At 65.2% G+C, this 20,463-nt stretch carries 20 protein-coding genes; 6 read left to right on the top strand and 14 right to left on the bottom strand.

Annotated elements, in window-relative coordinates; translation table 11 throughout:
• The first annotated feature begins 139 nt into the window (after window positions 1–139).
• Together dnaJ and pabB are read left to right on the top strand one after the other, a co-directional pair.
• Window positions 140–1,279, top strand: coding sequence for a molecular chaperone DnaJ (dnaJ, locus tag WD006_RS20620; RefSeq protein WP_008641963.1), 1,140 nt, complete (start codon window positions 140–142; stop codon window positions 1,277–1,279).
• A gap of 83 nt (window positions 1,280–1,362) precedes the next feature.
• A complete protein-coding gene (pabB, locus tag WD006_RS20615) occupies window positions 1,363–3,258 on the top strand; it encodes an aminodeoxychorismate synthase component I (RefSeq protein WP_060784879.1) in 1,896 nt (631 codons plus the stop codon).
• A gap of 30 nt (window positions 3,259–3,288) precedes the next feature.
• Here the strand turns inward: pabB and WD006_RS20610 are convergent, their stop codons facing one another.
• The 8 genes from WD006_RS20610 to hda form a co-directional block, all read right to left on the bottom strand.
• Window positions 3,289–3,978, bottom strand: coding sequence for an ABC transporter ATP-binding protein (locus WD006_RS20610; protein WP_011517465.1), 690 nt, complete (start codon window positions 3,976–3,978; stop codon window positions 3,289–3,291).
• Window positions 3,975–4,673 (bottom strand): ABC transporter permease, encoded by a 699-nt coding sequence (locus WD006_RS20605; protein ID WP_011517464.1) that lies wholly within the window; start codon window positions 4,671–4,673, stop codon window positions 3,975–3,977. Before WD006_RS20605 ends, WD006_RS20610 begins: the two co-directional genes overlap by 4 nt.
• A gap of 7 nt (window positions 4,674–4,680) precedes the next feature.
• Complete coding sequence (gene panB, locus WD006_RS20600; RefSeq protein ID WP_060784837.1) at window positions 4,681–5,502, bottom strand: 3-methyl-2-oxobutanoate hydroxymethyltransferase; 822 nt, start codon at window positions 5,500–5,502, stop codon at window positions 4,681–4,683.
• A gap of 136 nt (window positions 5,503–5,638) precedes the next feature.
• Entirely contained in the window at window positions 5,639–6,280 is a 642-nt protein-coding gene (locus WD006_RS20595; RefSeq protein ID WP_011517462.1) for a deoxynucleoside kinase, read from the bottom strand.
• A gap of 23 nt (window positions 6,281–6,303) precedes the next feature.
• A complete protein-coding gene (gene folK / locus WD006_RS20590) occupies window positions 6,304–6,825 on the bottom strand; it encodes a 2-amino-4-hydroxy-6-hydroxymethyldihydropteridine diphosphokinase (protein WP_011517461.1) in 522 nt (173 codons plus the stop codon).
• Between the two features lies 1 nt (window position 6,826).
• A complete protein-coding gene (gene pcnB / locus WD006_RS20585; RefSeq protein ID WP_011517460.1) occupies window positions 6,827–8,416 on the bottom strand; it encodes a polynucleotide adenylyltransferase PcnB in 1,590 nt (529 codons plus the stop codon).
• Between the two features lies 1 nt (window position 8,417).
• Entirely contained in the window at window positions 8,418–9,092 is a 675-nt protein-coding gene (locus WD006_RS20580; RefSeq protein ID WP_011517459.1) for an HAD family hydrolase, read from the bottom strand.
• A gap of 123 nt (window positions 9,093–9,215) precedes the next feature.
• On the bottom strand, window positions 9,216–9,923 hold the full coding sequence (hda, locus tag WD006_RS20575) for a DnaA regulatory inactivator Hda (RefSeq protein WP_011517458.1): 708 nt from the start codon (window positions 9,921–9,923) through the stop codon (window positions 9,216–9,218).
• A gap of 192 nt (window positions 9,924–10,115) precedes the next feature.
• Between hda and purM the strand changes: the two genes are divergently transcribed.
• The gene (gene purM, locus WD006_RS20570; protein ID WP_008641981.1) at window positions 10,116–11,168 is read left to right on the top strand and encodes a phosphoribosylformylglycinamidine cyclo-ligase; all 1,053 of its coding nucleotides are present in this window, start codon (window positions 10,116–10,118) and stop codon (window positions 11,166–11,168) included.
• A 71-nt stretch (window positions 11,169–11,239) separates the two neighbouring features.
• On the opposite strand, the gene WD006_RS20565 is transcribed toward purM, so the two are convergent.
• From WD006_RS20565 to mutL, 3 genes are all read right to left on the bottom strand, one after another.
• A complete protein-coding gene (locus WD006_RS20565) occupies window positions 11,240–11,731 on the bottom strand; it encodes a GNAT family N-acetyltransferase (RefSeq protein WP_029307178.1) in 492 nt (163 codons plus the stop codon).
• A 64-nt stretch (window positions 11,732–11,795) separates the two neighbouring features.
• The gene (gene miaA, locus WD006_RS20560; protein ID WP_060784838.1) at window positions 11,796–12,743 is read right to left on the bottom strand and encodes a tRNA (adenosine(37)-N6)-dimethylallyltransferase MiaA; all 948 of its coding nucleotides are present in this window, start codon (window positions 12,741–12,743) and stop codon (window positions 11,796–11,798) included.
• Between the two features lie 16 nt (window positions 12,744–12,759).
• Complete coding sequence (mutL, locus tag WD006_RS20555) at window positions 12,760–14,727, bottom strand: DNA mismatch repair endonuclease MutL (RefSeq protein ID WP_011517455.1); 1,968 nt, start codon at window positions 14,725–14,727, stop codon at window positions 12,760–12,762.
• 136 nt (window positions 14,728–14,863) lie between these two features.
• Between mutL and WD006_RS20550 the strand changes: the two genes are divergently transcribed.
• Window positions 14,864–15,511, top strand: a complete 648-nt coding sequence (locus WD006_RS20550; protein WP_029310040.1) for a VTT domain-containing protein — start codon at window positions 14,864–14,866, stop codon at window positions 15,509–15,511.
• Window positions 15,512–15,541: 30 nt separating this feature from the next.
• Here WD006_RS20550 and WD006_RS20545 read toward each other — a convergent pair whose 3' ends face one another.
• Both WD006_RS20545 and murJ read right to left on the bottom strand, forming a co-directional pair.
• A complete protein-coding gene (locus WD006_RS20545) occupies window positions 15,542–16,390 on the bottom strand; it encodes a SirB1 family protein (RefSeq protein ID WP_060784839.1) in 849 nt (282 codons plus the stop codon).
• Window positions 16,391–16,403: 13 nt separating this feature from the next.
• The gene (gene murJ / locus WD006_RS20540; RefSeq protein ID WP_060784840.1) at window positions 16,404–17,954 is read right to left on the bottom strand and encodes a murein biosynthesis integral membrane protein MurJ; all 1,551 of its coding nucleotides are present in this window, start codon (window positions 17,952–17,954) and stop codon (window positions 16,404–16,406) included.
• Window positions 17,955–18,342: 388 nt separating this feature from the next.
• Between murJ and rpsT the strand changes: the two genes are divergently transcribed.
• The gene (rpsT, locus tag WD006_RS20535) at window positions 18,343–18,609 is read left to right on the top strand and encodes a 30S ribosomal protein S20 (protein WP_008644962.1); all 267 of its coding nucleotides are present in this window, start codon (window positions 18,343–18,345) and stop codon (window positions 18,607–18,609) included.
• A 180-nt stretch (window positions 18,610–18,789) separates the two neighbouring features.
• Here rpsT and WD006_RS20530 read toward each other — a convergent pair whose 3' ends face one another.
• Entirely contained in the window at window positions 18,790–19,095 is a 306-nt protein-coding gene (locus WD006_RS20530; RefSeq protein ID WP_029307183.1) for a DUF3579 domain-containing protein, read from the bottom strand.
• Between the two features lie 435 nt (window positions 19,096–19,530).
• On the opposite strand from WD006_RS20530, the gene argF reads away from it, so the two are divergent.
• The gene (gene argF / locus WD006_RS20525; RefSeq protein ID WP_011517450.1) at window positions 19,531–20,454 is read left to right on the top strand and encodes an ornithine carbamoyltransferase; all 924 of its coding nucleotides are present in this window, start codon (window positions 19,531–19,533) and stop codon (window positions 20,452–20,454) included.
• The last annotated feature ends 9 nt before the right edge of the window (window positions 20,455–20,463 follow it).

Raw genomic sequence — 20,463 nt, 5'->3', positions numbered from 1 at the left:
GCCGCCACCCGTTCCCGACGCCGGGCGACGGTTGTCTGACACCAGGTGCAAACCTCGGTCGGACACTGCGCTCGGCTTTTTTGCTTATCGCGCGGCGGGCATGTAAGCGCTCCGTCGGGCCAATCAGGTATGAGCCACCATGGCAAAACGTGACTACTACGAAGTGCTCGGGGTAGGCAAGAACGCGAGCGACGACGAGATCAAGAAGGCTTATCGCAAGCTCGCGATGAAGCACCATCCGGACCGCAATCCGGATAACAAGGAAGCCGAGGAGAAATTCAAGGAGGTCAAGGAGGCCTACGAGATGCTCTCCGACCCCGAGAAGAAGGCGGCTTACGATCAATACGGCCACGCTGGCGTGGACCCGAACATGGCCGGTGGATTCGGCGGCGGCGGGTTTGGCGGCGGTGGCTTCGCGGAAGCGTTCGGCGATATCTTCGGCGACATCTTCGGCCAGGCAGCCGGCGGCGGACGCCGTGGCGGCGGCCCGCAGGCCTACCGTGGCGCCGACCTGCGCTACAGCATGGAGATCTCGCTGGAGCAGGCCGCGCATGGCCACGAGGCGCAGATCCGCGTGCCGCACTGGGACGATTGCGAACACTGCCACGGCAATGGCGCCGAGCCGGGTTCGTCGGTCGAAACCTGCCCGACCTGTAATGGCGTGGGCCAGGTGCGTGTGTCGCAAGGCTTCTTCACGATGCAGCAGACCTGCCCGAAGTGCCACGGCAGCGGCAAGTTCATCCCCAAGCCGTGCACCAAGTGCCACGGTCAGGGCAAGCTCAAGTCGCAGAAGACGCTCGAGGTCAAGATTCCGGCCGGTATCGATGAAGGGATGCGTATCCGTTCGTCGGGCAACGGCGAGCCGGGCATCAACGGTGGCCCGCCGGGCGATCTCTACGTCGAGGTGCATATCAAGCAGCACCCGGTGTTCGAGCGCGACGGCGACGACCTGCACTGCCAGATGCCGATCTCGTTCGCTACGGCGGCGCTGGGCGGCGATATCGAAGTGCCGACGCTGGGCGGCCGGGCCAGTTTCCCGGTGCCGGAAGGCACCCAGGCCGGCAAGACGTTCCGCCTGCGCGGCAAGGGCATCAAGGGTGTGCGCTCGGGATATCCGGGCGACCTCTATGTGCATGTGAACGTGGAGACGCCGGTCAAGCTGACCGAGGCCCAGAAGGACATACTGCGTCAGTTCGACCGCTCGGTGCACGAGGGCGGTTCGCGTCACAGCCCGCAGGAGCAGTCCTGGCTCGACAAGGTGAAGAGCTTCTTTAGCTGATCGCCTTATCGACCCGTCGACAGGACGATGAAACCGGCCACGTGTCCAGCGTGGCCGGTTTTTTTATGCCCAACGCAGCGATAATGCCGACTGCAGCGTTTTCGCATCCAGTCTTCGTGGTACCCATCCCTTCGCCCCCCTTCGTTCTGCTCGACGACGCCACAGCCGGCTCTGGCGTGACGGCTTCGCGCCTCTATACCGATTTCGTCCGGGAGGACGTGCTGGCGGCCGGTGCCGACGTATCGGCGCTTGACACGCTGCTGGCCAGCGGTTGGCGGGACGGGTTGCACGCCACGTTCTTTGCGCCCTACGAATTCGGTGGTGCGATCGTTGGCGCACCCGTGCACGTTGGCGATGCGCTGCCGTTTCACGACGGCGCCCTGCGCGTGCTGTGGTTTCGCACGTTGCGCCGGCTCGATACGGAAGGTGTGGCGCAGTGGCTAGCCGCAGGCGCACAACCAGGCCCGACGGGCGCGCTCGACGTGACGGCCAGCACCACGCGGACGCAATACACCGAAGCGATCGCGCGTATCCACGATTACATCGAGGCGGGCGATACCTATCAGGTTAACTTCACGCAACGACTACGCTGTCGCGTGTTTGGCGATCCGATGGCGTTCTATGCGGCGTTGCGCGCGGCACAGCCGGTGCCGTTCGGCGTGCTTGCGCATCTGCCCGGTGGCGGTTGGGTGCTGTCGCTATCGCCCGAACTGTTCGTCGAGCACGATGGCCACGGACATCTCGTCGCACGTCCAATGAAGGGCACCGCGCCGCGCTCAGGGGATGCCGAACAGGATGCGCGCGCCGCGAAACGACTGGCCACCGATGCCAAGAACCGCGCCGAGAACGTGATGATCGTCGACCTGCTGCGCAACGACCTCGGTCGCGTGGCGATCCCCGGGAGCGTGGCGGTGCCCGAGCGCTTCGTCGTCGAACCGTTCGGTCGCGTGTTGCAAATGACGTCGACAGTCACCGCGACCGCGCGCCCGGGTACGTCGTTCGGTGCGTTGATGGCCGCGCTGTTCCCGTGCGGCTCGATTACCGGCGCGCCCAAGCGGCGCACGATGCAGATCATCGCCGAGCTCGAGACGTCGCCACGTGGGTTGTACACGGGCGCGATCGGTTGGCTCGATGCGACATCGCATAAGACTACGGAGGTCATAGGCGTCGGCGCCTTCGGCATGTCTGTGGCAATCCGCACGCTGGTGCTGGCGCCGCCCGGGGCCGATGGTCTGCGCGCGGCCGAGATGGGCGTGGGCGGTGGCATCGTGCACGACAGCGTGGCCGACGATGAGTACGCCGAATGCGGATGGAAAGCGCGGTTCCTGATCGGTCATGACCCCGGCTTCACGTTGTTCGAGACCATGCATGCGCGCGATGGCGCAGTGCTACATCGCGAGCGCCATTTGCAGCGACTAGCGAACTCGTCGGCGGCGTTCGGCTTCGCGCTGGACTTGCCTGAAGCCCGCGCGGCGGTGCTGGCTGAAGCCGCGCGACTGGGCGATGGCGACTGGCGCCTGCGCGTGAGTGTGGACCAGCGCGGCACGCTGGTATTTGCCAGCGGGGCATTGGCTCCGCTCGCGCATGGCGTCGTGGGGCTCGAAATCGCACCGACATGCCTGCCCGTTCACGATCCGCTGCGCCGGCACAAGCTCAGCGCGCGCGCCGTGTTCGATCAGGGATGGCAGGCCGCGGAGCGGGCAGGCGGGTTCGATAGCCTGTTCTTCAACACGTGCGACGAACTGCTCGAAGGCGGCCGCAGTTCGGTGTTCATCAAGGTAGATGGTCATTGGATGACACCGCCACTCTCGGCGGACATCCTGCCGGGCGTGATGCGTGCCGTGGTGCTCGAAGAAGGGGACGCATTGATCGACGGACCGGTGCAGGAAGCCACCGTGACGCGTGACATGGTGCAACGCGCCGAAGCCATCGTTATCGCCAACGCATTGCGCGGCACGCTGCGCGCGCGCCTGATCTGAGCAACGTGTCTAGGGTGTCTGCCGCAGCGACTACTTGTGTCGCGTATCAAGCCGGCCTTCGCCGAGCTTCCAGCGCACCACGCCGGGCAGGTTGATCAGCTCGCGGTCGTGACAGACCATTACGACGGTTCGCCCTTCGGCGGCCAGTTCGCCGATCAGTGCGATGACCTGTTCGCGCGCGTGACCATCGAGGCTTGACGTCGGCTCGTCGAGCAGCAGCAGATCGGGCTCCAGCACCTTCGCGCGCGCCAGTGCCACACGCTGGATTTCTCCACCGGATAGCTTGTCGGGCGCAGTGTCCTGAACGTGCACCACGCCGGCCCAGCCCAGCGCCGCGCCCACCCGCCGATCAATCTCGTCGCGTGGCAGGCCGTGGTGACGCAGGCCATAGGCGATGTTCTCGCGCACTGAGGTGCGAAACAGGTATGGATGCTGATGCATGTAGGCGATGCGACGGCGTAGCGACATTGGCAACGGCGAAAGCGGCACGGTGTGCGCGGTGCCATCCGCATCGGTCCAGCTTGCGGTCGCGCCGGGCGCCGGCTCGAGCCCGGCCACTATCCGCAGCAGCGTCGACTTGCCCGCACCGTTGACACCGGTCAGCGCGATGGCCGTCGCGCGCGGGAAATCCAGTTCGGCGATGTCGAACAACTTGCGTGCGCCGACGCGCCGCGACAATCCTCGCACCGTCAGCAGCGGGGCAGGTGTCCGCGTCCTCATCGGCGAAAACCTCCGGCGCCCTGCAACCAGGCCATCAGCACATTGACGATCAGCGCCAGTGCCACGAGCACGATGCCCAATGCGATGCCTTCGGCGAACTCGCCCTTGCTCGTTTCCAGCGCGATGGCCGTGGTGATCGTGCGTGTGGTGCCTTCGATATTGCCGCCAATCATCAGCGCCGAACCGACCTCGGCAATCACGCGGCCGAAACCCGCGACCACTGCGGCCATCAGGCCGAAACGCAGCTCGCGCAGCACGGTCATGCAGGTCTGCCAGCGTCCTGCGCCGAGCACCCACGCTGTCTCACGCAGACGTGGATCGGCCGACTGCAGCGTGGATAGCGCGAACGCCAGGATGACGGGGAAGGCGATCACGGCCTGGCCGATCACCATGCCCGCGGGCGTGAACAACAGCGAGAAGCCGCCCAGCGGCCCCTGGCGCGTGAACAGCAGGTAGAGAATCAGGCCGACCAGCACGGTCGGGAACGAGAGAAATGCCTGGGCGACGACCACGACGGCGCGCCGGCCAGGAAATTGCTGCGTGGCGATCAGGTAGGCCGCGCCGATGGCCGGCACCGTGGCCAGTGCCAGTCCCAGCCCGGCCACCATCAGCGAAGTCCAGACAATGAACCATAAGGCGCCGTTGCCGCTGGCCAGCAGGCGGAATGCTTCGAGCGTGGCGGCGCCGATCTCCACGCGGGGTTCAGGCCGAGAACGTGTGCTCGACGGCCGGGAAGCTGCCGTCCTTCACAGCAGCCACATAGGCGCGGATCGCCGCTTCGATCGAGGGCTGTCCCTGCATGAAGTTGCGTACGAACTTGGCCTTGCGGCCCGGGTAGATGTTGATCATGTCCTGCAGCACCAGCACCTGGCCCGAGCAATCGACACCAGCGCCGATACCGATGGTCGGGATGGAGAGTTGCGCCGTCACTTCGGCGGCGAGCTTGGCCGGCACGGCCTCCATGACGATCAGCTGCGCGCCGGCTTGCTGCAGCGCCAGCGCGTCACGCTTCAGCTGCGCGGCGCTCTCGTCGGTCTTGCCCTGCACCTTGAAGCCGCCGAGCGCGTGTACCGATTGCGGTGTCAGCCCGATGTGCGCGCATACCGGAATGCTGCGCTCGACCAGGAACTTCACCGTCGGCGCCAGCCAGTCTCCGCCTTCGAGCTTGACCATCTGCGCGCCAGCACGCATCAGCGCGGCGGCGCTTTCGAAGGCCTTCTCGGGGGTGGGATACGTGCCGAACGGCAGGTCGGATACGAGCAGCGCGGTCTGGTTGCCGCGCGACACGCATTCGGTGTGATAGACCATGTGCTCGAGCGTGACGGGCAGCGTGGTCTGCTGGCCCTGCATCACGTTGCCGAGCGAATCGCCGACCAGGATCACTTCCACGCCGCAGAGATCGAGCAGCGCGGAGAAGCTGGAATCGTAGGCGGTGAGCATGGCGATCTTTTCGCCGGCTTCACGCATGGCCTGCAGTTTGGGGATGGTGACGGTCTTGCGGGAGGGATCGAGGAGGTAACTCATGGCAGTACCCGTGGTTGATCGGTTCGGACCCGTGCATCGGATGGCCAGGGTCGACCGCTGTCTTTTTCGTGTGTTGTGCTGCCTGGCGAAAGCCGCTTCACGTGTGGAAACGGCTCGACAGACGCGTCGGGACGACTCAGGACGCTACGAGATTCAGAAAGGCCCTGCGGCCTCGCATGTTCTCGATGCGCGACAGTAGTGTACGGAAATCGACGTCGTTGTCTACCGGGTTGAAATGTGCGGTATCGACGATCAGCACCGGGGCTTCGTCGTAGCGGTGGAACAACTCGCCATAGGCATCGGTGAGCCGCTGCAGATATTGCTCGTCGATACCGCTCTCGCCGGGCAGGCCGCGCCGCGCGATTCGCTCACGCAGCAGCGAGGGCGTGGCCTGCAGCATGATGACCAGATCCACGCGCTGCGCTGGCGCTTGCAGGCGTGCCGCCAGCGCGTCGTAGAGCGCGAGTTCGTCAGCTTCGAGTGTCAGCGAAGCGTAGACACGGTCGCGCGCAAACAGGAAGTTGCCGATCATGCGCTGGCCGGCCAGCATCGCCGAATGCCACTGCTGGAGCTGGGTCACGCGCTGGTTCAGGCAGGCGAGCTGCATCGCCAGCGCATAGCGCTGTGGTTCGCGGTAGAAGCGTTCGAGGAAGGGGTTGTTGCGCGCGCCATCGGGGAGTTCGGCCGCCTGGAGATGGCGCGCCAGGCGTTGGGCCAGCGCGGCCTTGCCGGAGCCGACCGGGCCTTCGATGACAATACGACGCAGATGATCGAGCATGTGTCAGCCGCGGCGTGGCGCGCTCATGGCCGCGCGCCGTCGCCTTCCTTCATGCGCGAGCATTTGCATGAGGAAAACTTCTCGATGCGCTGTTCTTGCACGTCCGGCAGGAAACCGGCCGCGGGGCCAACTCCGGGAATCTCGATCGCGGGATCGAGCTCGACCAGCGGCACCAGCACGAACGCACGCTCGGTGATGCGCGGATGCGGAACGGTCAGCGCTTCGGTATTGATCGACTCCGCGCCGAACAGCAGCAGATCCAGGTCGAGCGTGCGCGGTGCGTTCCGGAACGGCCGTTCCCGGCCGAACTGGTCTTCGATGTGGTGGCAGATACGCAGGAGCTGCGCTGCCGTGAACGGCGTCTCGATCTTCACCACCGCATTGAAGTAGTCCGCGCCCGTGGCGTCGACTGGTGCGGTGCGATAGAACGACGACTTGGCGACCACCGTAATGCCGACCTGCTGGGCCAGGCACACGATGGCGTCTTTTACTGCCTGGCGTGCATCACCAAGATTGGCGCCGATGCCGATGAAGGCGAGCGTCATGTTATTCCTCCGGCTGGGCGCGGCGGGATTGTGCGACGGCCTGACCTCCTTCTGCCGAATCCGCCTCGCTGCGGGAAGACACTTTATCTGATTTCCGCGGACCGCGTCGGCGACGCCGTTTGCGGGCCGGCGCATCGCCTTCCGCACCTTCCACGCCTTCGCCAGCTTCCGGTTCGTTTGCGCCGCTCTGTCCACCCTGGCCGCCCTGGCCACCCTTGCCACCCCTGGAACGGGCCGGGCGCGCGGCCTCGATCATCGCTTCGCGCTCATCGGGGGGCGCGTTCTGGAAGTCGGTCCACCACTGGCCCAGTTCGGCCGCCTGTTCCCCGGCTTCGCAGCGCAGTTGCAGGAAATCGTAGCCGGCGCGGAAGCGCGGCGATTCCAGCAGGCGGAACGGCATGCGGCCAACGCGCTTCTCGAAACGCGGCTGCATTCCCCAGATATCGCGCATGTCGGTGACAAAGCGGCGCTGGATGGCAAGCTGGCCGGTCTGCTTTTCCAGCACCTGATCCATCGCGGTGTTGAGCGCGGCGATCGGGTGCTCGCCTTGCTCGCGCAGCTTGTTCCAGCGCTGCAGCACGTGGTGCCAGAGCAGCGATGCGAACAGGAAGCCCGGAGAAACCGGCTTGCCGGCCTGCACGCGGCGGTCGGTGTTGTCGAGGGCGAGTTGCACGAAGCGCTGGCCCATCGGTTGTTCCAGCGCGACGTCCAGCAGCGGCAGCAGGCCCTTGTGCAGGCCCGCCTTGCGCAGTTCCTGCAGCGAGGCCCACGCATGGCCGGACATCAGCAGCTTGAGCATTTCGTCGAACAGGCGCGCGCTGGGCACATTGTGGATCAGCGAGGCCAGACCGACGATCGGCTCGCGGGTGTGGTCGTCGATCGAAAAGCCCGTCTTGGCCGCAAAACGCACCACGCGCAACATGCGCACGGGGTCCTCGCGATAGCGCGTGACCGGGTCGCCGATCATGCGCAGCGTGCGCGCGCGGATGTCTTCCATGCCGTGATGGTAGTCATGCACGGTCTGCGCGGCCGGATCGTAGTACATCGCGTTGATCGTGAAGTCGCGGCGTTCCGCATCCTCGGCCTGCGTGCCCCAGACGTTGTCGCGCAGCACGCGGCCGCTGGCGTCGATCGCGTGGGTCTTGCTGTCGAGTTCCGCGCGCTTGAGGCGGCGGCCTTCGGGCAGCGTCTCGCTGGCGACGGCATCGACCAGCGCGCGGAAGGTCGAGACTTCAATGATCTCCTGCTCGCGGCCGCCGTAGAACGTGACGTGCACGATCTGGAAGCGCCGGCCGATGATGCGTGAGCGGCGGAACAGCGCTTGCACCTGCTCGGGCGTGGCATTGGTTGCCACGTCGAAGTCCTTCGGCTTGATGCCGAGCAGCAGGTCGCGCACGGCGCCACCCACGATGAAGGCCTGGTAGCCGGCCTGCTGCAGGGTGGAGGTCACCTTGACCGCGTTGCGCGAGATCAGCGCCGGGTCGATTCGGTGTTCGTCAACGCCGACGACGCGCGCCGCATGGGCGCGTCCAGTGCGGCGCTGCTTGGGCCCCGGCTTGCCAAGCAGCCGGTTGATGAGCTTTTTGATCACTTCAGAACAGATCCATGATGCGCCAGCCGGCCGAGGCTGCATGGGTGCGCAGGCGATCGTCCGGGTTGGCGGCCACCGGCTCGCTGACTTTCTCGAGCAGGGGCAGGTCGTTGGCCGAGTCGCTGTAGAACGTCGTCGAGCCGAAGTCGTCCCAGCGGGCGCCCAGGCCCTTCAGCCAGCTTTCCACGCGGGTGATCTTGCCTTCCCGGAAGCTCGGCACGCCGAATACTTCACCGGTGAAGGCGCTTTCCGGCTTGCCGTCGATGGTCTCAGGCTCGGTGGCGATCAGGTGCTTGATCCCGAATGCCTGGGCGATCGGGGCCGTCACGAAGCTGTTGGTGGCAGTCACCACCGCGCACAGGTCGCCGGCTTCCAGGTGCTTGTAGACCAGCGCGCGGGCCTGCGGCGTGATGACGGGTTCGATTACCTCGTGCATGAAGCGCACACGCCATTGATCCAGGCGGTCGCGCGGATTGGCGGCCAGCGGGGCCAGCGCGAAGCGCAGGAATGCCCCGATGTCGAGCGTGCCAGCCTTGTATTGGCTATAGAACTCATCGTTCTTGCGACGATACGATTCCTCGTCGACGACGCCCATGCGAACTAGGAAGCGGCCCCACTCATGGTCGCTATCGGTGGGGATCAGGGTGTGGTCGAGGTCAAACAGTGCCAGATTCATGGGCGGCGATTTTACATGAGAGTGCAACAGGCAGTCGGGGCCGGGAGCCGGCCTTGCCAGCCCGGCGGTGTCCTGAGCCCGGACCGGGCGGATTTCGTGCCAGTCAGGCCGGCGGGGCGTCGGTTACTCCCGGAATTCGGCGAACATTTCCCGCAGCAGCGGCAGCGTCACCGCGCGTTTGCGTTCGAGTGAGTAGGTGTCGAGTGCGTCCAGCAGCGCCATCAGGCTGGGCATGTCACGGTAATGGCGTGTGACGAGCCAGTGCGGGATTTCGGGCGACAACTGCAGGCCACGCTCGCGTGCGGCTTGCAGGAGCGCGGCCATCTTGTCCTCGTCCGAGAGCGATTCCACCTGGTATACCAGGCCCCAGCCGAGCCGGGTGCGCAAATCTTCACGTACCGGCATGGCCCGCGGCGCCAGGCCCCCGGCCACCACGAGCGCGCACCGCACATGGGCGCGGACCTCGTTGTACAGTGAGAACACCGCGATCTGGCGGGCTTCGTCGAGCAATTCGACGTCGTCGACCGTATAAATCTGGCACGACGGATCGAACATGAAGTCGGACAGGGCGTGGTGCGGGCTCAGGTACCGGCAATTCAGGCCGGTGTGCAGCGCGGCGTCGCATACGGCATGCAGCAGGTGCGTGCGGCCGGAGCCGATCTCGCCCCACAGGTAGATCAGGCGGTCCGTGGCCTGCTCGCGCGCGACAAGGCCAGGCAGTTCGCGCAGGCGCTGCACGGACTCGCGATTGGCGGCCACGAAGAAATTCTCGAATGTGGACGGCGGCGGGCTGCCCAGTTCGAGCGAGAGCTGCTTTTGACGCGGTGACATGACGAATGCGTTACTTGCCCGATTCTGCGGCTGACGGAGAGTGACCGCGATAGCTGGTCGCCGGGAGCCTGTATCCGTTAAAATTGCGATTTTACTGGACTCGAGCCCGCCTTCTACGCCAGATTTGGCGAAAAGCGCGTCAGCCGAGCGCCGGAATCCACACTTCACCTCCTCAAAGACAAGCAGGTTCTCATGAGCGCATCCCCGACCGCCGGCCAGGCAGGCCTTTCCTACCGCGATGCCGGTGTTGACATCGAAGCCGGCGACGCGCTGGTTGACCGGATCAAGCCGTTTGCCAAGCGCACCATGCGCGAAGGCGTGATGGCCGGCATCGGCGGTTTCGGCGCGCTGTTCGAGCTGTCGAAGAAGTACCAGGAACCGGTCCTGGTTTCTGGCACCGACGGCGTGGGCACCAAGCTCAAGCTGGCGTTCCAGCTCAACCGCCATGACACGGTGGGCCAGGATCTGGTGGCAATGAGCGTCAACGACATCCTCGTGCAGGGTGCCGAGCCGCTGTTCTTCCTCGACTACTTTGCCTGCGGCAAGCTGGATGTGGAAACCGCGGCCACCGTGATCAAGGGCATCGCCCACGGCTGCGAACTGGCTGGCTGCGCGCTGATCGGCGGCGAAACCGCTGAAATGCCGAGCATGTACCCGGACGGCGAATACGACCTGGCCGGTTTCGCGGTCGGCGCCGTGGAAAAGAAGAAGATCATCGATGGCAGCACGATCACCCCGGGTGACGTGGTGCTGGGCCTGGCTTCGTCGGGCGCGCATTCGAACGGCTACTCGCTGGTGCGCAAGATCATCGACGTGGCCCGCCCGAACCTGGACGCGGACTTCCACGGCCAGCGCCTGCAGGACGCCATCATGGCGCCGACGCGCATCTACGTGAAGCCGCTGCTGTCGCTGATCGAAACGCTGCCGGTCAAGGGCATGGCCCACATCACTGGTGGCGGCCTGACCGAGAACGTGCCGCGCGTGCTGGCCGACAACGTCACCGCCGTGATCCAGCGCGACGCCTGGACGCTGCCGCCGCTGTTCCAGTGGCTGCAGGCCGAAGGCCGCGTGGCCGACGCCGAAATGCACCGCGTGTTCAACTGCGGTATCGGCATGGTCGTGATCGTGGCGAAGGAAGACGCTGAACGCGCCATCCGCCACCTGCAGGCGGCCGGCGAGGCCGTGTGGCAGATCGGTGAGATCCGCGAGCGTGCCGAAGGCCAGGCGCAGACCGTGGTGGTCTGATCAGCCTTGCTGACGTATCAACAAAAAGCCCGGCCGAGAGGCCGGGTTTTTTGTTTTCTGGGCGTCAGGGATCACGCACCCAGCTTCGTCAGCGCATCGCCCGTCACGCGGCAGATGCGCCAGTCCGGCATCACGTCGGCACCCATCGCGCGGTAGAAATCGATCGACGGCTGGTTCCAGTCGAGCACCGACCATTCGAAGCGGCCGCAGCCGCGCTCCACGGCCAGCGCCGCCAAGTGCTTGAGCAGGGCCTTGCCCAGCCCGTGCCCGCGCCATGCCGGGTCGACGAACAGGTCTTCCAGGTAGAGCCCCGGCTTGGCCAGGAATGTCGAGAAGTTGTGGAAGAAAAGCGCGAAGCCGACCGGCAGCTTGCCGCTTTCCGTATCCACTTCGAGAATCACGGCCTCGGCGCCCGGATGCGCGCCGAACAGCGCATCGCAGAGCTTCTGCGGCGTGGCTTCCACCAGATGCGTGAGCTTCTCGTATTCGGCCAGCGCCGAAATCAGGTTGTACAGGGTCTCGCTATCGGCGGGGGCGGCGGGGCGGATGGTGAACGTGGTCATCTGGGGCGGGCGGCAAGCAGGCCAAAAAGGTTTGAGCGACGATTATCGTCCACTCCGCACGCCGTCACCACCCCGCCGCGTCGGCAACCCTTGCAACGTAGTCCGGCGCCAGGCAGTCGATGCCAATGCGCTCCGGGGTGCTGCGCAACCAGGTCAGCTGTCGCTTGCATAGCTGGCGCGTGGCGGCGATGCCGCGCTCACGCATCGTGGCGAAGTCGCAGTCGCCATCGAGGTATTCCCACACCTGGCGATAGCCCACGCAGCGGATTGACGGCAGACCCAGGTGCAGGTCGCCGCGCGCGCGCAGCCGCTCCACTTCCTCGATCAACCCGCCCTTGAGCATCGCGTCGTAGCGGTCGGCAATGCGCGCGTGCAGCACGGCGCGGTCCGACGGCTCCAGGGCGATCACGCGGTAGCGTGCGTCGGCCGCGCCAGTGAAGGTGCGGGCGTCGGCTTGCCGTGCCAGCAGCGCGGACATCGGCTGACCGCTGAGGCGATGAATTTCCAGCGCGCGCTGGATGCGCTGGGCATCGTTGGGCGCGAGCCGCGCAGCCGTGATGGGGTCGACCTCGGCCAGCATCGCATGAAGCGCCGGCCAGCCGCGCTCGGCCGCCAGCGCGTCGAGCTCCGCGCGCACCGTGGCATCGGCCTGAGGCAGGTCGTTGAGCCCCTGCGTCAGCGCCTTGTAATAGAGCATCGTGCCGCCAACGATCAGCGGCGTGCGGCCGCGTGCGCGGATCTCGCCGATCAGCCGCTCGGCGTCGGTCACGAACTGCGCCGCCGAATAGCTTTCGAGCGGATCGATGATGTCGATCAGGTGATGCGGCACGCTGGCCAGTTCCTCGTGCGTGGGCTTGGCCGTGCCGATGTCCATCTCGCGATAGACCAGCGCTGAATCGAGGCTGATGATCTCGACCGGCGTGCGTGCGGCCAGTTCGAGCGCGGCCGCCGTCTTGCCCGATGCGGTGGGGCCGAGCAGGCAGACGACGGGCGGGTGGGACTGTGCGGACATCTTGAAGCTGGGGAGATTACTGGCCGCGGAGGAACAGGCGGTCGAGTTCCGCAACTGTCAACTGCACCCATGTCGGGCGGCCGTGGTTGCACTGGTCGGCGCGTTCGGTCTGCTCCATCTGGCGCAGCAGGGCGTTCATCTCTTCTACGGTCAGCTTGCGATTGGCGCGCACGGCGCTGTGGCAAGCCAACGTGGCCAGCAATTCATTCTGGCGCTCGGCCAGCACGCGCGAGCCTCCGTAGGCCTGCAGGTCGCGCAGCACGTCGCGTGCCAAGGCTTCGGTATCGGCCTGCTTGAGCAGCGCGGGAATCGCGCGCACGGCGAGCGTCGTGGGGGATACGGGCTTGATGTCGAAGCCGAGCAGTTGCAGCGTTTCCTGGTGTTCTTCGGCCGCGCCGATTTCCACCGGACTGGCCGGCAGCGTGACCGGAATCAGTAGCGGCTGCACCGCCAGTTCGCGCGCCTCAAGGGCGGTCTTGATCTGTTCGTACAGGATGCGCTCGTGCGCCGCGTGCATATCGACCAGCACCAGCCCGCGAGCGTTCTGCGCTAGCACATAGATGCCGTGCAACTGCGCCACTGCGTAACCGAGCGGATGATCATCGTCGCCTTCGCCTGCCGCGGGCAGGGTGGAAGGCTGCAGCGGTTGCTGCGGTAATCGGTCGAGCAGGCCCGGCGGTTCGTCTGCGCGTGCCGCCTGTGCGTCGGCCAGCCATGCGGGCGGCTGCGGCGACGGTTGCCAGGGCCGCGCGCTACCTTGCCCGGCGGCGTCGCGGACCATGCCCAGATAGGCTTGGCGCGGCTGTGCGATACCAAGCTCGGTCTGGCGGCCTGCCGAATAATTGACCCACTGCGGCGCGGCTCCCGGCGCACCCGGCGCGCCGACTGGGCGGGCCGCAGGCATCGAAGGCCGTCCTGCCTCATCGGCGATCTCCGAATGCAGGCTGTCGCCTTGCTCGCCGGCCTGGCGTGCAAGGCATCGCTGCACTGCGTGATAGACGAACTGGTGCACCGCACGCGATTCGCGGAAGCGAACCTCGATCTTGGACGGGTGAACGTTCACGTCGACCAGTTCGGGCGGCAGGTCCAGGCAGATCACATACGATGGGAATCGGTCCCCATGCAGCACGTCCTGATAGGCGCTGCGCACGGCATGGTTGAGCAGCTTGTCGCGCACGAAACGGCCATTGACGAAGAAATACTGCTGGTCAGGCCGGCCTCGCGATGCAGTGGGTAGCCCGGCAAAGCCATAGAGGTGCAGCGCGTCGGCCTGTTCGTCGAGCGGCAGGCGGGCGCGTGCGAAGTCGCTGCCGAGCACCTGCGCCGTGCGCGTGGCCACGTCGCCGGCATTCCAGTGCTCCAGCGGCTTGCCGTTGTGATGCACCGAAATCGTGACGTCGGGCCGTGCCAGCGCGGCGCGGCGGATCATCTCCAGGCAATGCCCCAGCTCGGTTTGTTCCGATTTCAGGAACTTTCTACGGGCTGGCGTGTTGAAGTACAGGTGCTGCACGTCGATCATCGTGCCAACTCCGCCTGAAGCGGGTTGCAGATGGCCGGTGTCCGCGCTGATCTGGGTGGCGTGCGTGGCGGTGGCCGTGCGGCTGGTCAGCACGAGATGGGAGACCGAGGCAATCGAGGCCAGCGCCTCGCCGCGGAAGCCCAGTGTCAGGACCGATTCGAGTTCGTCCAGCGAGGCGATCTTGCTGGTGGCGTGGCGCATCAGCGCGACGGGCAGTTCGTCGGCGGGGATGCCGCAGCCGTTGTCGGTGATGACGATGCGTCTCACGCCGCCTTCCTCGAGCCGGATACCCAGTTGCGTGGCGCCGGCGTCGAGTGCGTTCTCGAGCAGTTCCTTGACGACCGACGCGGGCCGTTCCACCACTTCACCGGCGGCGATCTGGCTGATCAGCTGGTCCGGCAGCGGGCGAATGGGGCGGTTGGGTTGGGCGGTGCGAGGATGGGTACGGTCGGCTTCGGCAGGCATGTGGGCGATTATACGTGCGCGAGGACACGAATTCGGCACAGTCCGGGCACTTTTCCGGGCGCCAGGTGACGGATCAAACCGGGCGCTCTTGTATGATGTGGACCTTCATTGAATGGGGACAAATTTGGATACCGCATTGCAACTGCTCGACATGGTTCTCCATGTCGACAAATTCCTCGGACAGTTCGTCCAGGACTATGGCGTCTGGGTCTACGGCATCCTGTTTGCGATCGTCTTTGCCGAGACGGGGCTGGTGGTGCTGCCCTTCCTGCCGGGTGACTCGCTGCTGTTCATTGCCGGCGCGATGTGCGCGACGGGCGCGATGAACGAATGGGTGCTGGCGGGGCTGCTGCTGTTGGCGGCGGTGACCGGCAATACGGTCAACTACATGGTCGGTAGCTGGATCGGGCCGAAGGTATTCGATCACCAGTGGCGATTCCTGGACCAGAAGGCGCTGCTCAAGACGCACATGTTCTACGAGAAGCATGGCGGCAAGACGCTGGTGATGGCACGTTTCATCCCGATCGTGCGCACGTTCGCGCCGTTCGTGGCCGGCGTGTCGCAGATGACGTTCGCGCGATTCCAGCTGTTCAATGTGATCGGCGCGGTGATCTGGGTGTTCGGCCTGGTATTCGCCGGCTACTTCTTCGGCAACCTGCCGTTCATCAAGCAATACCTGAACCTGATCGTGCTGGCTGGTATCGGCGCGGCCGTGGTGCCACTGGTGCTCGGCGGGTTGTGGAAGTTGGTGCGCGGCAAGGCGCGCGATACGCGCGCTTCCTGAGCGCAGCAGGGCCGGATGGGCCAGCAGCCGTTAGTTGAGGCTGCGGCTCATCATCCGCAAGGCTGGCATCCGATCGCGAATCTGCGTGGAGTCGGCCGCATCCGGGCGGGCCTGGACATAGGCTTCCAGATCCTCCAGTGCCGGGCGGAAGCATTCCAGGTTGGCATACGCCAGCCCCCGGTCGCGTACTTCCTCGATCGAGTCCGGCAGCAGGATCACCAGGCGGTTCTGCACCGCCAGCAGCCGCTGCCAGCGTGACTCCTGCAAATAGATCGCCTTCAAGTTGCGTAGCATCCGCGCGATGATCTCGCGATGGCTGGCCGTTTGCAGAAACAGGCCGAGCGGCACTTCGCTCGAATTAGTGATCCCCTCGTGCTCGAGATAGGGGTCGAGCATTTCCTGCAACTGTTCCTTCGAAAGCGTCTCGCCAGTCAGCGGGTCGAGCACGACCTCGCCCGCCGGAATCGTCATGCGAACCAGAAAGTGGCTGGGGAAGGCAACACCCTTGAGCGGCAGGCCGATCTGTTGGCCGAGTTCCATGTAGAGGATGGCCAGCGAGATCGGAATACCCCGGCGCTGCTTGAGCACCATGTTCAGGTACGAATTGTCCGGATCGTAGTAGTCGTTCGCGTTGGGGCCGAAGCCGAGATCGCGATAGAAGAAATGATTGAGCAGGCGCAGGCGCTGGATGGCCGCTGTTCCCTCCGCGATCCGGCGCTTCAGACGCAGGGCCAGAACATCCAGGGCTGCCAGTTCGGCTTGCAGGTCCAGGTCAGGATAGGCGTCCTGGGCGATCGCCAGCGCGGTCTCGGTGAGCGGGATCGCGTCGTCGTCGGCCACGAGGCTGGCGAAGTAGTCCAGGACTTTCGTGGAGGTCATGGCGGGTTCCTGACTAGCCCGCGCGGCGCCGGAAGGAGGAGTAGCGCAGGCCCATGAGCCACAGTGTACCGAAGTAGACCGTCGCCGCAAGTACCAGGCAGGCGCCCATCAGCGCGATGCGCAACCCCGGGGTGGCGCCCAGCGCGATCCAGTCGAAGTTGCGTGCGAACCAGAGCAGCACGCCCGACAGGATCAGCATCGCGGCCACCAGTCGCAGCAGGAACAGGCCCCAGCCCGGCGCCGGGTGGTAGTAGCCGCGGCGGCGCAGGCCATAGAACAGCAGCAGGGCGTTCACCGTGGCGCCAAAGCTGATCGACAGCGGCAGGCCCGCGTGCTGGAGCATCGGCACGAACACATAGTTGGATGCCTGCGTGATGATCAGCACGAGAATGGCGATCTTGACCGGCGTCCGGATGTCCTGGCGGGCGTAGAAGCCCGGCGTCAGGATCTTGATCAGAATCAGCGCAAGCAGCCCGACGCCGTAGGTGGTCAATGCCTGCTGCGTCATCTCGACCGCATGGGCGTCGAACCGGCCATAGTGGAACAGCACGGACGTGATCGGCGTGCCGAACAGCATCAGTCCGGCCGCGCACGGCAGCGCCAGCAGGAACGTCAGGCGCAGGCCCCAGTCGAGCAGGCCAGAGTATTCCTCGCGATTGTCCTCGGCGCTTGCCCGAGACAGGCTCGGCAGCAGGATCGTGCCGAGCGCGACGCCCAGCAGCGCGGTGGGGAATTCCATCAGCCGATCGGCATAGGTGATGTACGACACCGCGCCGGCTCCGAGTCGCGACGCGATATTGGTATTGATGATCAGGCTGATCTGCGCCACCGATACGGCCAGCAGCGCCGGCAGCATTTGCGTGATCACGCGGCGCACGCCAGGGTTTGCCCAGGCGGCGCGCAGGTTGAGCGACACACGCGGCATCACGCCGAGCTTGCGCATCGCGGGTACCTGGATCACCAGTTGCAGCACGCCGCCGACCAGCACGCCCCACGCCTGCGCGTAGATCGGCTGGCTCATGTGCGGGCCCACGAACAGGGCGGCCACGATCAGGCAGAGGTTCAGCAGGACGGGCGTGAACGCCGGCACGGCGAAGTTGCGCCAGGTGTTCAGGATGCCCGAGGCCAGGGCCACCATCGAGATCAGGCCAATGTACGGGAACATCACGCGCGTCATGAAGACGGCGGCGTTGTAGGTTTCGGAGTCGCCACGGAAGCCGGTGGCGACCACGGTCATGACGATTGGCGCGCCGATCACCCCGAGCAGCGATACTGCGGCCAGCACCCAGGTCATCACCGTGGCCACGGCATCGACCAGGCTCATGGTCTCGTCATGGCCGCGCTTGCCGTGGTACTCGTTCAGGATCGGCACGAAGGCCTGCGAGAACGCGCCTTCGGCAAAAATGCGGCGCAGCAGGTTGGGAATGCGGAACGCCACATTGAAGGCGTCGGTCATGTCCGAGGCGCCAAAGGCACGGGCGATCAGGATTTCGCGCACCAGACCGGTGATGCGGGAGAGCATCGTCAGGCTGCTGATGGTGGCAAGCGCTTTGAGCAGGTTCAAGATGAGAATTCGGGGAAGCGTGAGGCCGGCGTGCGGTCTGCGCCGGGGCGGCAAACGGGTTTGAGACGCTCGGCCGGCCGTAAAGTTGCCGCGACACCACGCTTCCTGCGCGGCTGCGACTGCTCATGTGGCGGGTATTATACGGATGCAGCCTTGCGGATCGACCGTGACTTGCCCCCGTACGGCGGGGCAGGGGCGGGCGTAGCGCGACAGGTACGGGTTGTTCTTGCCTGTCCTGTTGCGATGTGTGTATAATCGCCGATTCGCAAGGACAGTCGCGTTCCGGATTCGTTTGTCCGAACATCCCGGGTCGCAGATGTGACTTAATTGTTGCGTCCCATTTTGTTGCGTCGCCCCGGGCGCGCATTCTGAATTCAGGAAGAGATACATGGCAAATTCCGCACAAGCTCGCAAGCGCGCGCGCCAAGCCGTCGCCGCGAACGCCCACAACTCCAGCCTGCGCTCGCGCCTGCGTACCGCCGTCAAGGCTGTTCGCAAGGCTATCGACGCTGGTGACAAGGCCGCTGCTGCTGAGATCTACAAGCAGTCGCAAGTCGTGATCGACAGCATCGCCGACAAGAAGATCGTGCACAAGAACAAGGCTGCACGTCACAAGTCGCGCCTGTCGGCCGCCATCAAGGCCATGGCTGCCTGATAGCTGCCTGGGTCACTCCGGTGACCCTGTGGTACAAAAAAGCTCGTCATTGCGACGAGCTTTTTTTGTTTTCGGCTTCTGATCCCGGCTTCGGATCCGCCTTCCTTCCTCTTGCTTCCTATTAGGTTTGCCTGATGGCACTGTCCGGGCCGCGCTTGTCGCGACCCGTGACCCCGTCGCTTAGTCGCCGACCGAGCAGGCTTCGACGACCTGGAGGTTGTTGTCGCGCGCGAAGTTCAGGACGAAGTCGAGCGCCTTGGGCTCGATATCCCGCAGCCGGGTGTCCACCACCACGTTCTTGACCCCGGCCACGATCATCGGTCGCACATACGGTGAGTAGGTCAGGCGAGGGTCGCCGGTGTCGCCCTCGGGGCGAAATTGCGCCATCACCCCGCACAGTCGCTCAGCCCAGTCGCTCGGGCGGAAGGTCTTGCCTTCCTTGGTCACACCTTGGATGAAATATTCGCGAACTTGGGGGGTCGTCATGGGACTGCGGGGATCTGCTTGGTGACTCGACGGTAAACCCGCTTCAACGGGCGCCCGTTTGACGCATCCGGAGCGCGAAGGTTCTCGCTCTCCGGGCTGGAGCAGCAGGGCGGTGGTGTCGGCGGGGGCACTTTTGATGCCGGCGGCGGGCGGTGGCATGGGTATGCCGGGCCCCGCGTGAATCAGCGAGTATTATATCTTATATAAGAGTTGCGCATAGCGGGAAATCCTGTCGGAAACCTGTCAATGGCGGCCCGGGCGCGTGCCGCCGGCGGGCGCTCCGGGCTCGCCAAAGCAGGAATAATCCCTTATGATTCTTGCAATTACATTGCGTAAGCGACGCGAAAGGCGGCTCCGCGACACGCTCTGGCCCTGAAGGATCGCCCGGTCTGGCGTCCGGGCCACGTGTCCAAACCGAGCCGCCTTATTTGTTTTATGAGCCCAACCCCGATCAAGCATTACCTCCAGTTCAGCGATCTCAGTGCCGACGAGTACGAGTACCTGCTGGACCGCGCGCGGATCCTCAAGGCGAAGTTCAAGAACTACGAAACGTGGCACCCGTTGCATGACCGCACGCTGGCCATGATCTTCGAGAAGAATTCCACGCGCACGCGCCTGTCGTTCGAAGCCGGCATCCACCAGCTCGGCGGTCACGCGGTGTTCCTGAACACCCGCGATTCGCAACTGGGCCGTGGCGAGCCGATCGAGGATGCCGCCCAGGTGATCTCGCGCATGGTCGACATCATCATGATCCGCACGTTCGGACAGGAAATCATCGACCGCTTCGCCAAGCACTCGCGCGTGCCGGTGATCAACGGGCTCACCAACGAATACCACCCGTGCCAGGTACTGGCCGACGTGTTCACGTACATCGAACAGCGCGGCACCATCGCCGGCAAGACCGTGGCGTGGATCGGCGATGCCAACAACATGGCCTACACCTGGATCCAGGCCGCCGAGCGCCTTGATTTCACGTTCCATTTCTCGGCGCCTCCGGGCTATCAGCTCGATCCGGCGATGGTGCCGGACTGGGCCGCATCGCGCGTGAAGGTGTTCGATAATCCGCTCGACGCCTGCCAGGGCGCGCATCTGGTCACCACCGATGTGTGGACCAGCATGGGCTTCGAGGCCGAGAACGATGCGCGCAAGCGTGCATTCAAGGATTGGATGGTGACGACCGCGATGATGGATCGCGCCGCGGACGACGCCCTGTTCATGCACTGCCTGCCCGCGCACCGTGGCGAGGAAGTGGAAGCGGCGGTGATCGACGGCCCGCGTAGCGTGGTGTGGGAAGAAGCCGAGAACCGTCTGCACGTGCAGAAGGCGCTGATGGAATACCTGCTCTGCGGCCGCTACTAAGCGCCTGCC

The organism is Cupriavidus sp. Met-2 (assembly GCF_049843575.1).
In the GTDB taxonomy this organism is placed as follows: Bacteria; Pseudomonadota; Gammaproteobacteria; order Burkholderiales; family Burkholderiaceae; genus Cupriavidus; species Cupriavidus metallidurans.
The sequence above is the reverse complement of the archived record's forward strand: the minus strand, read 5'-3'. Positions and strand labels throughout refer to the sequence as shown.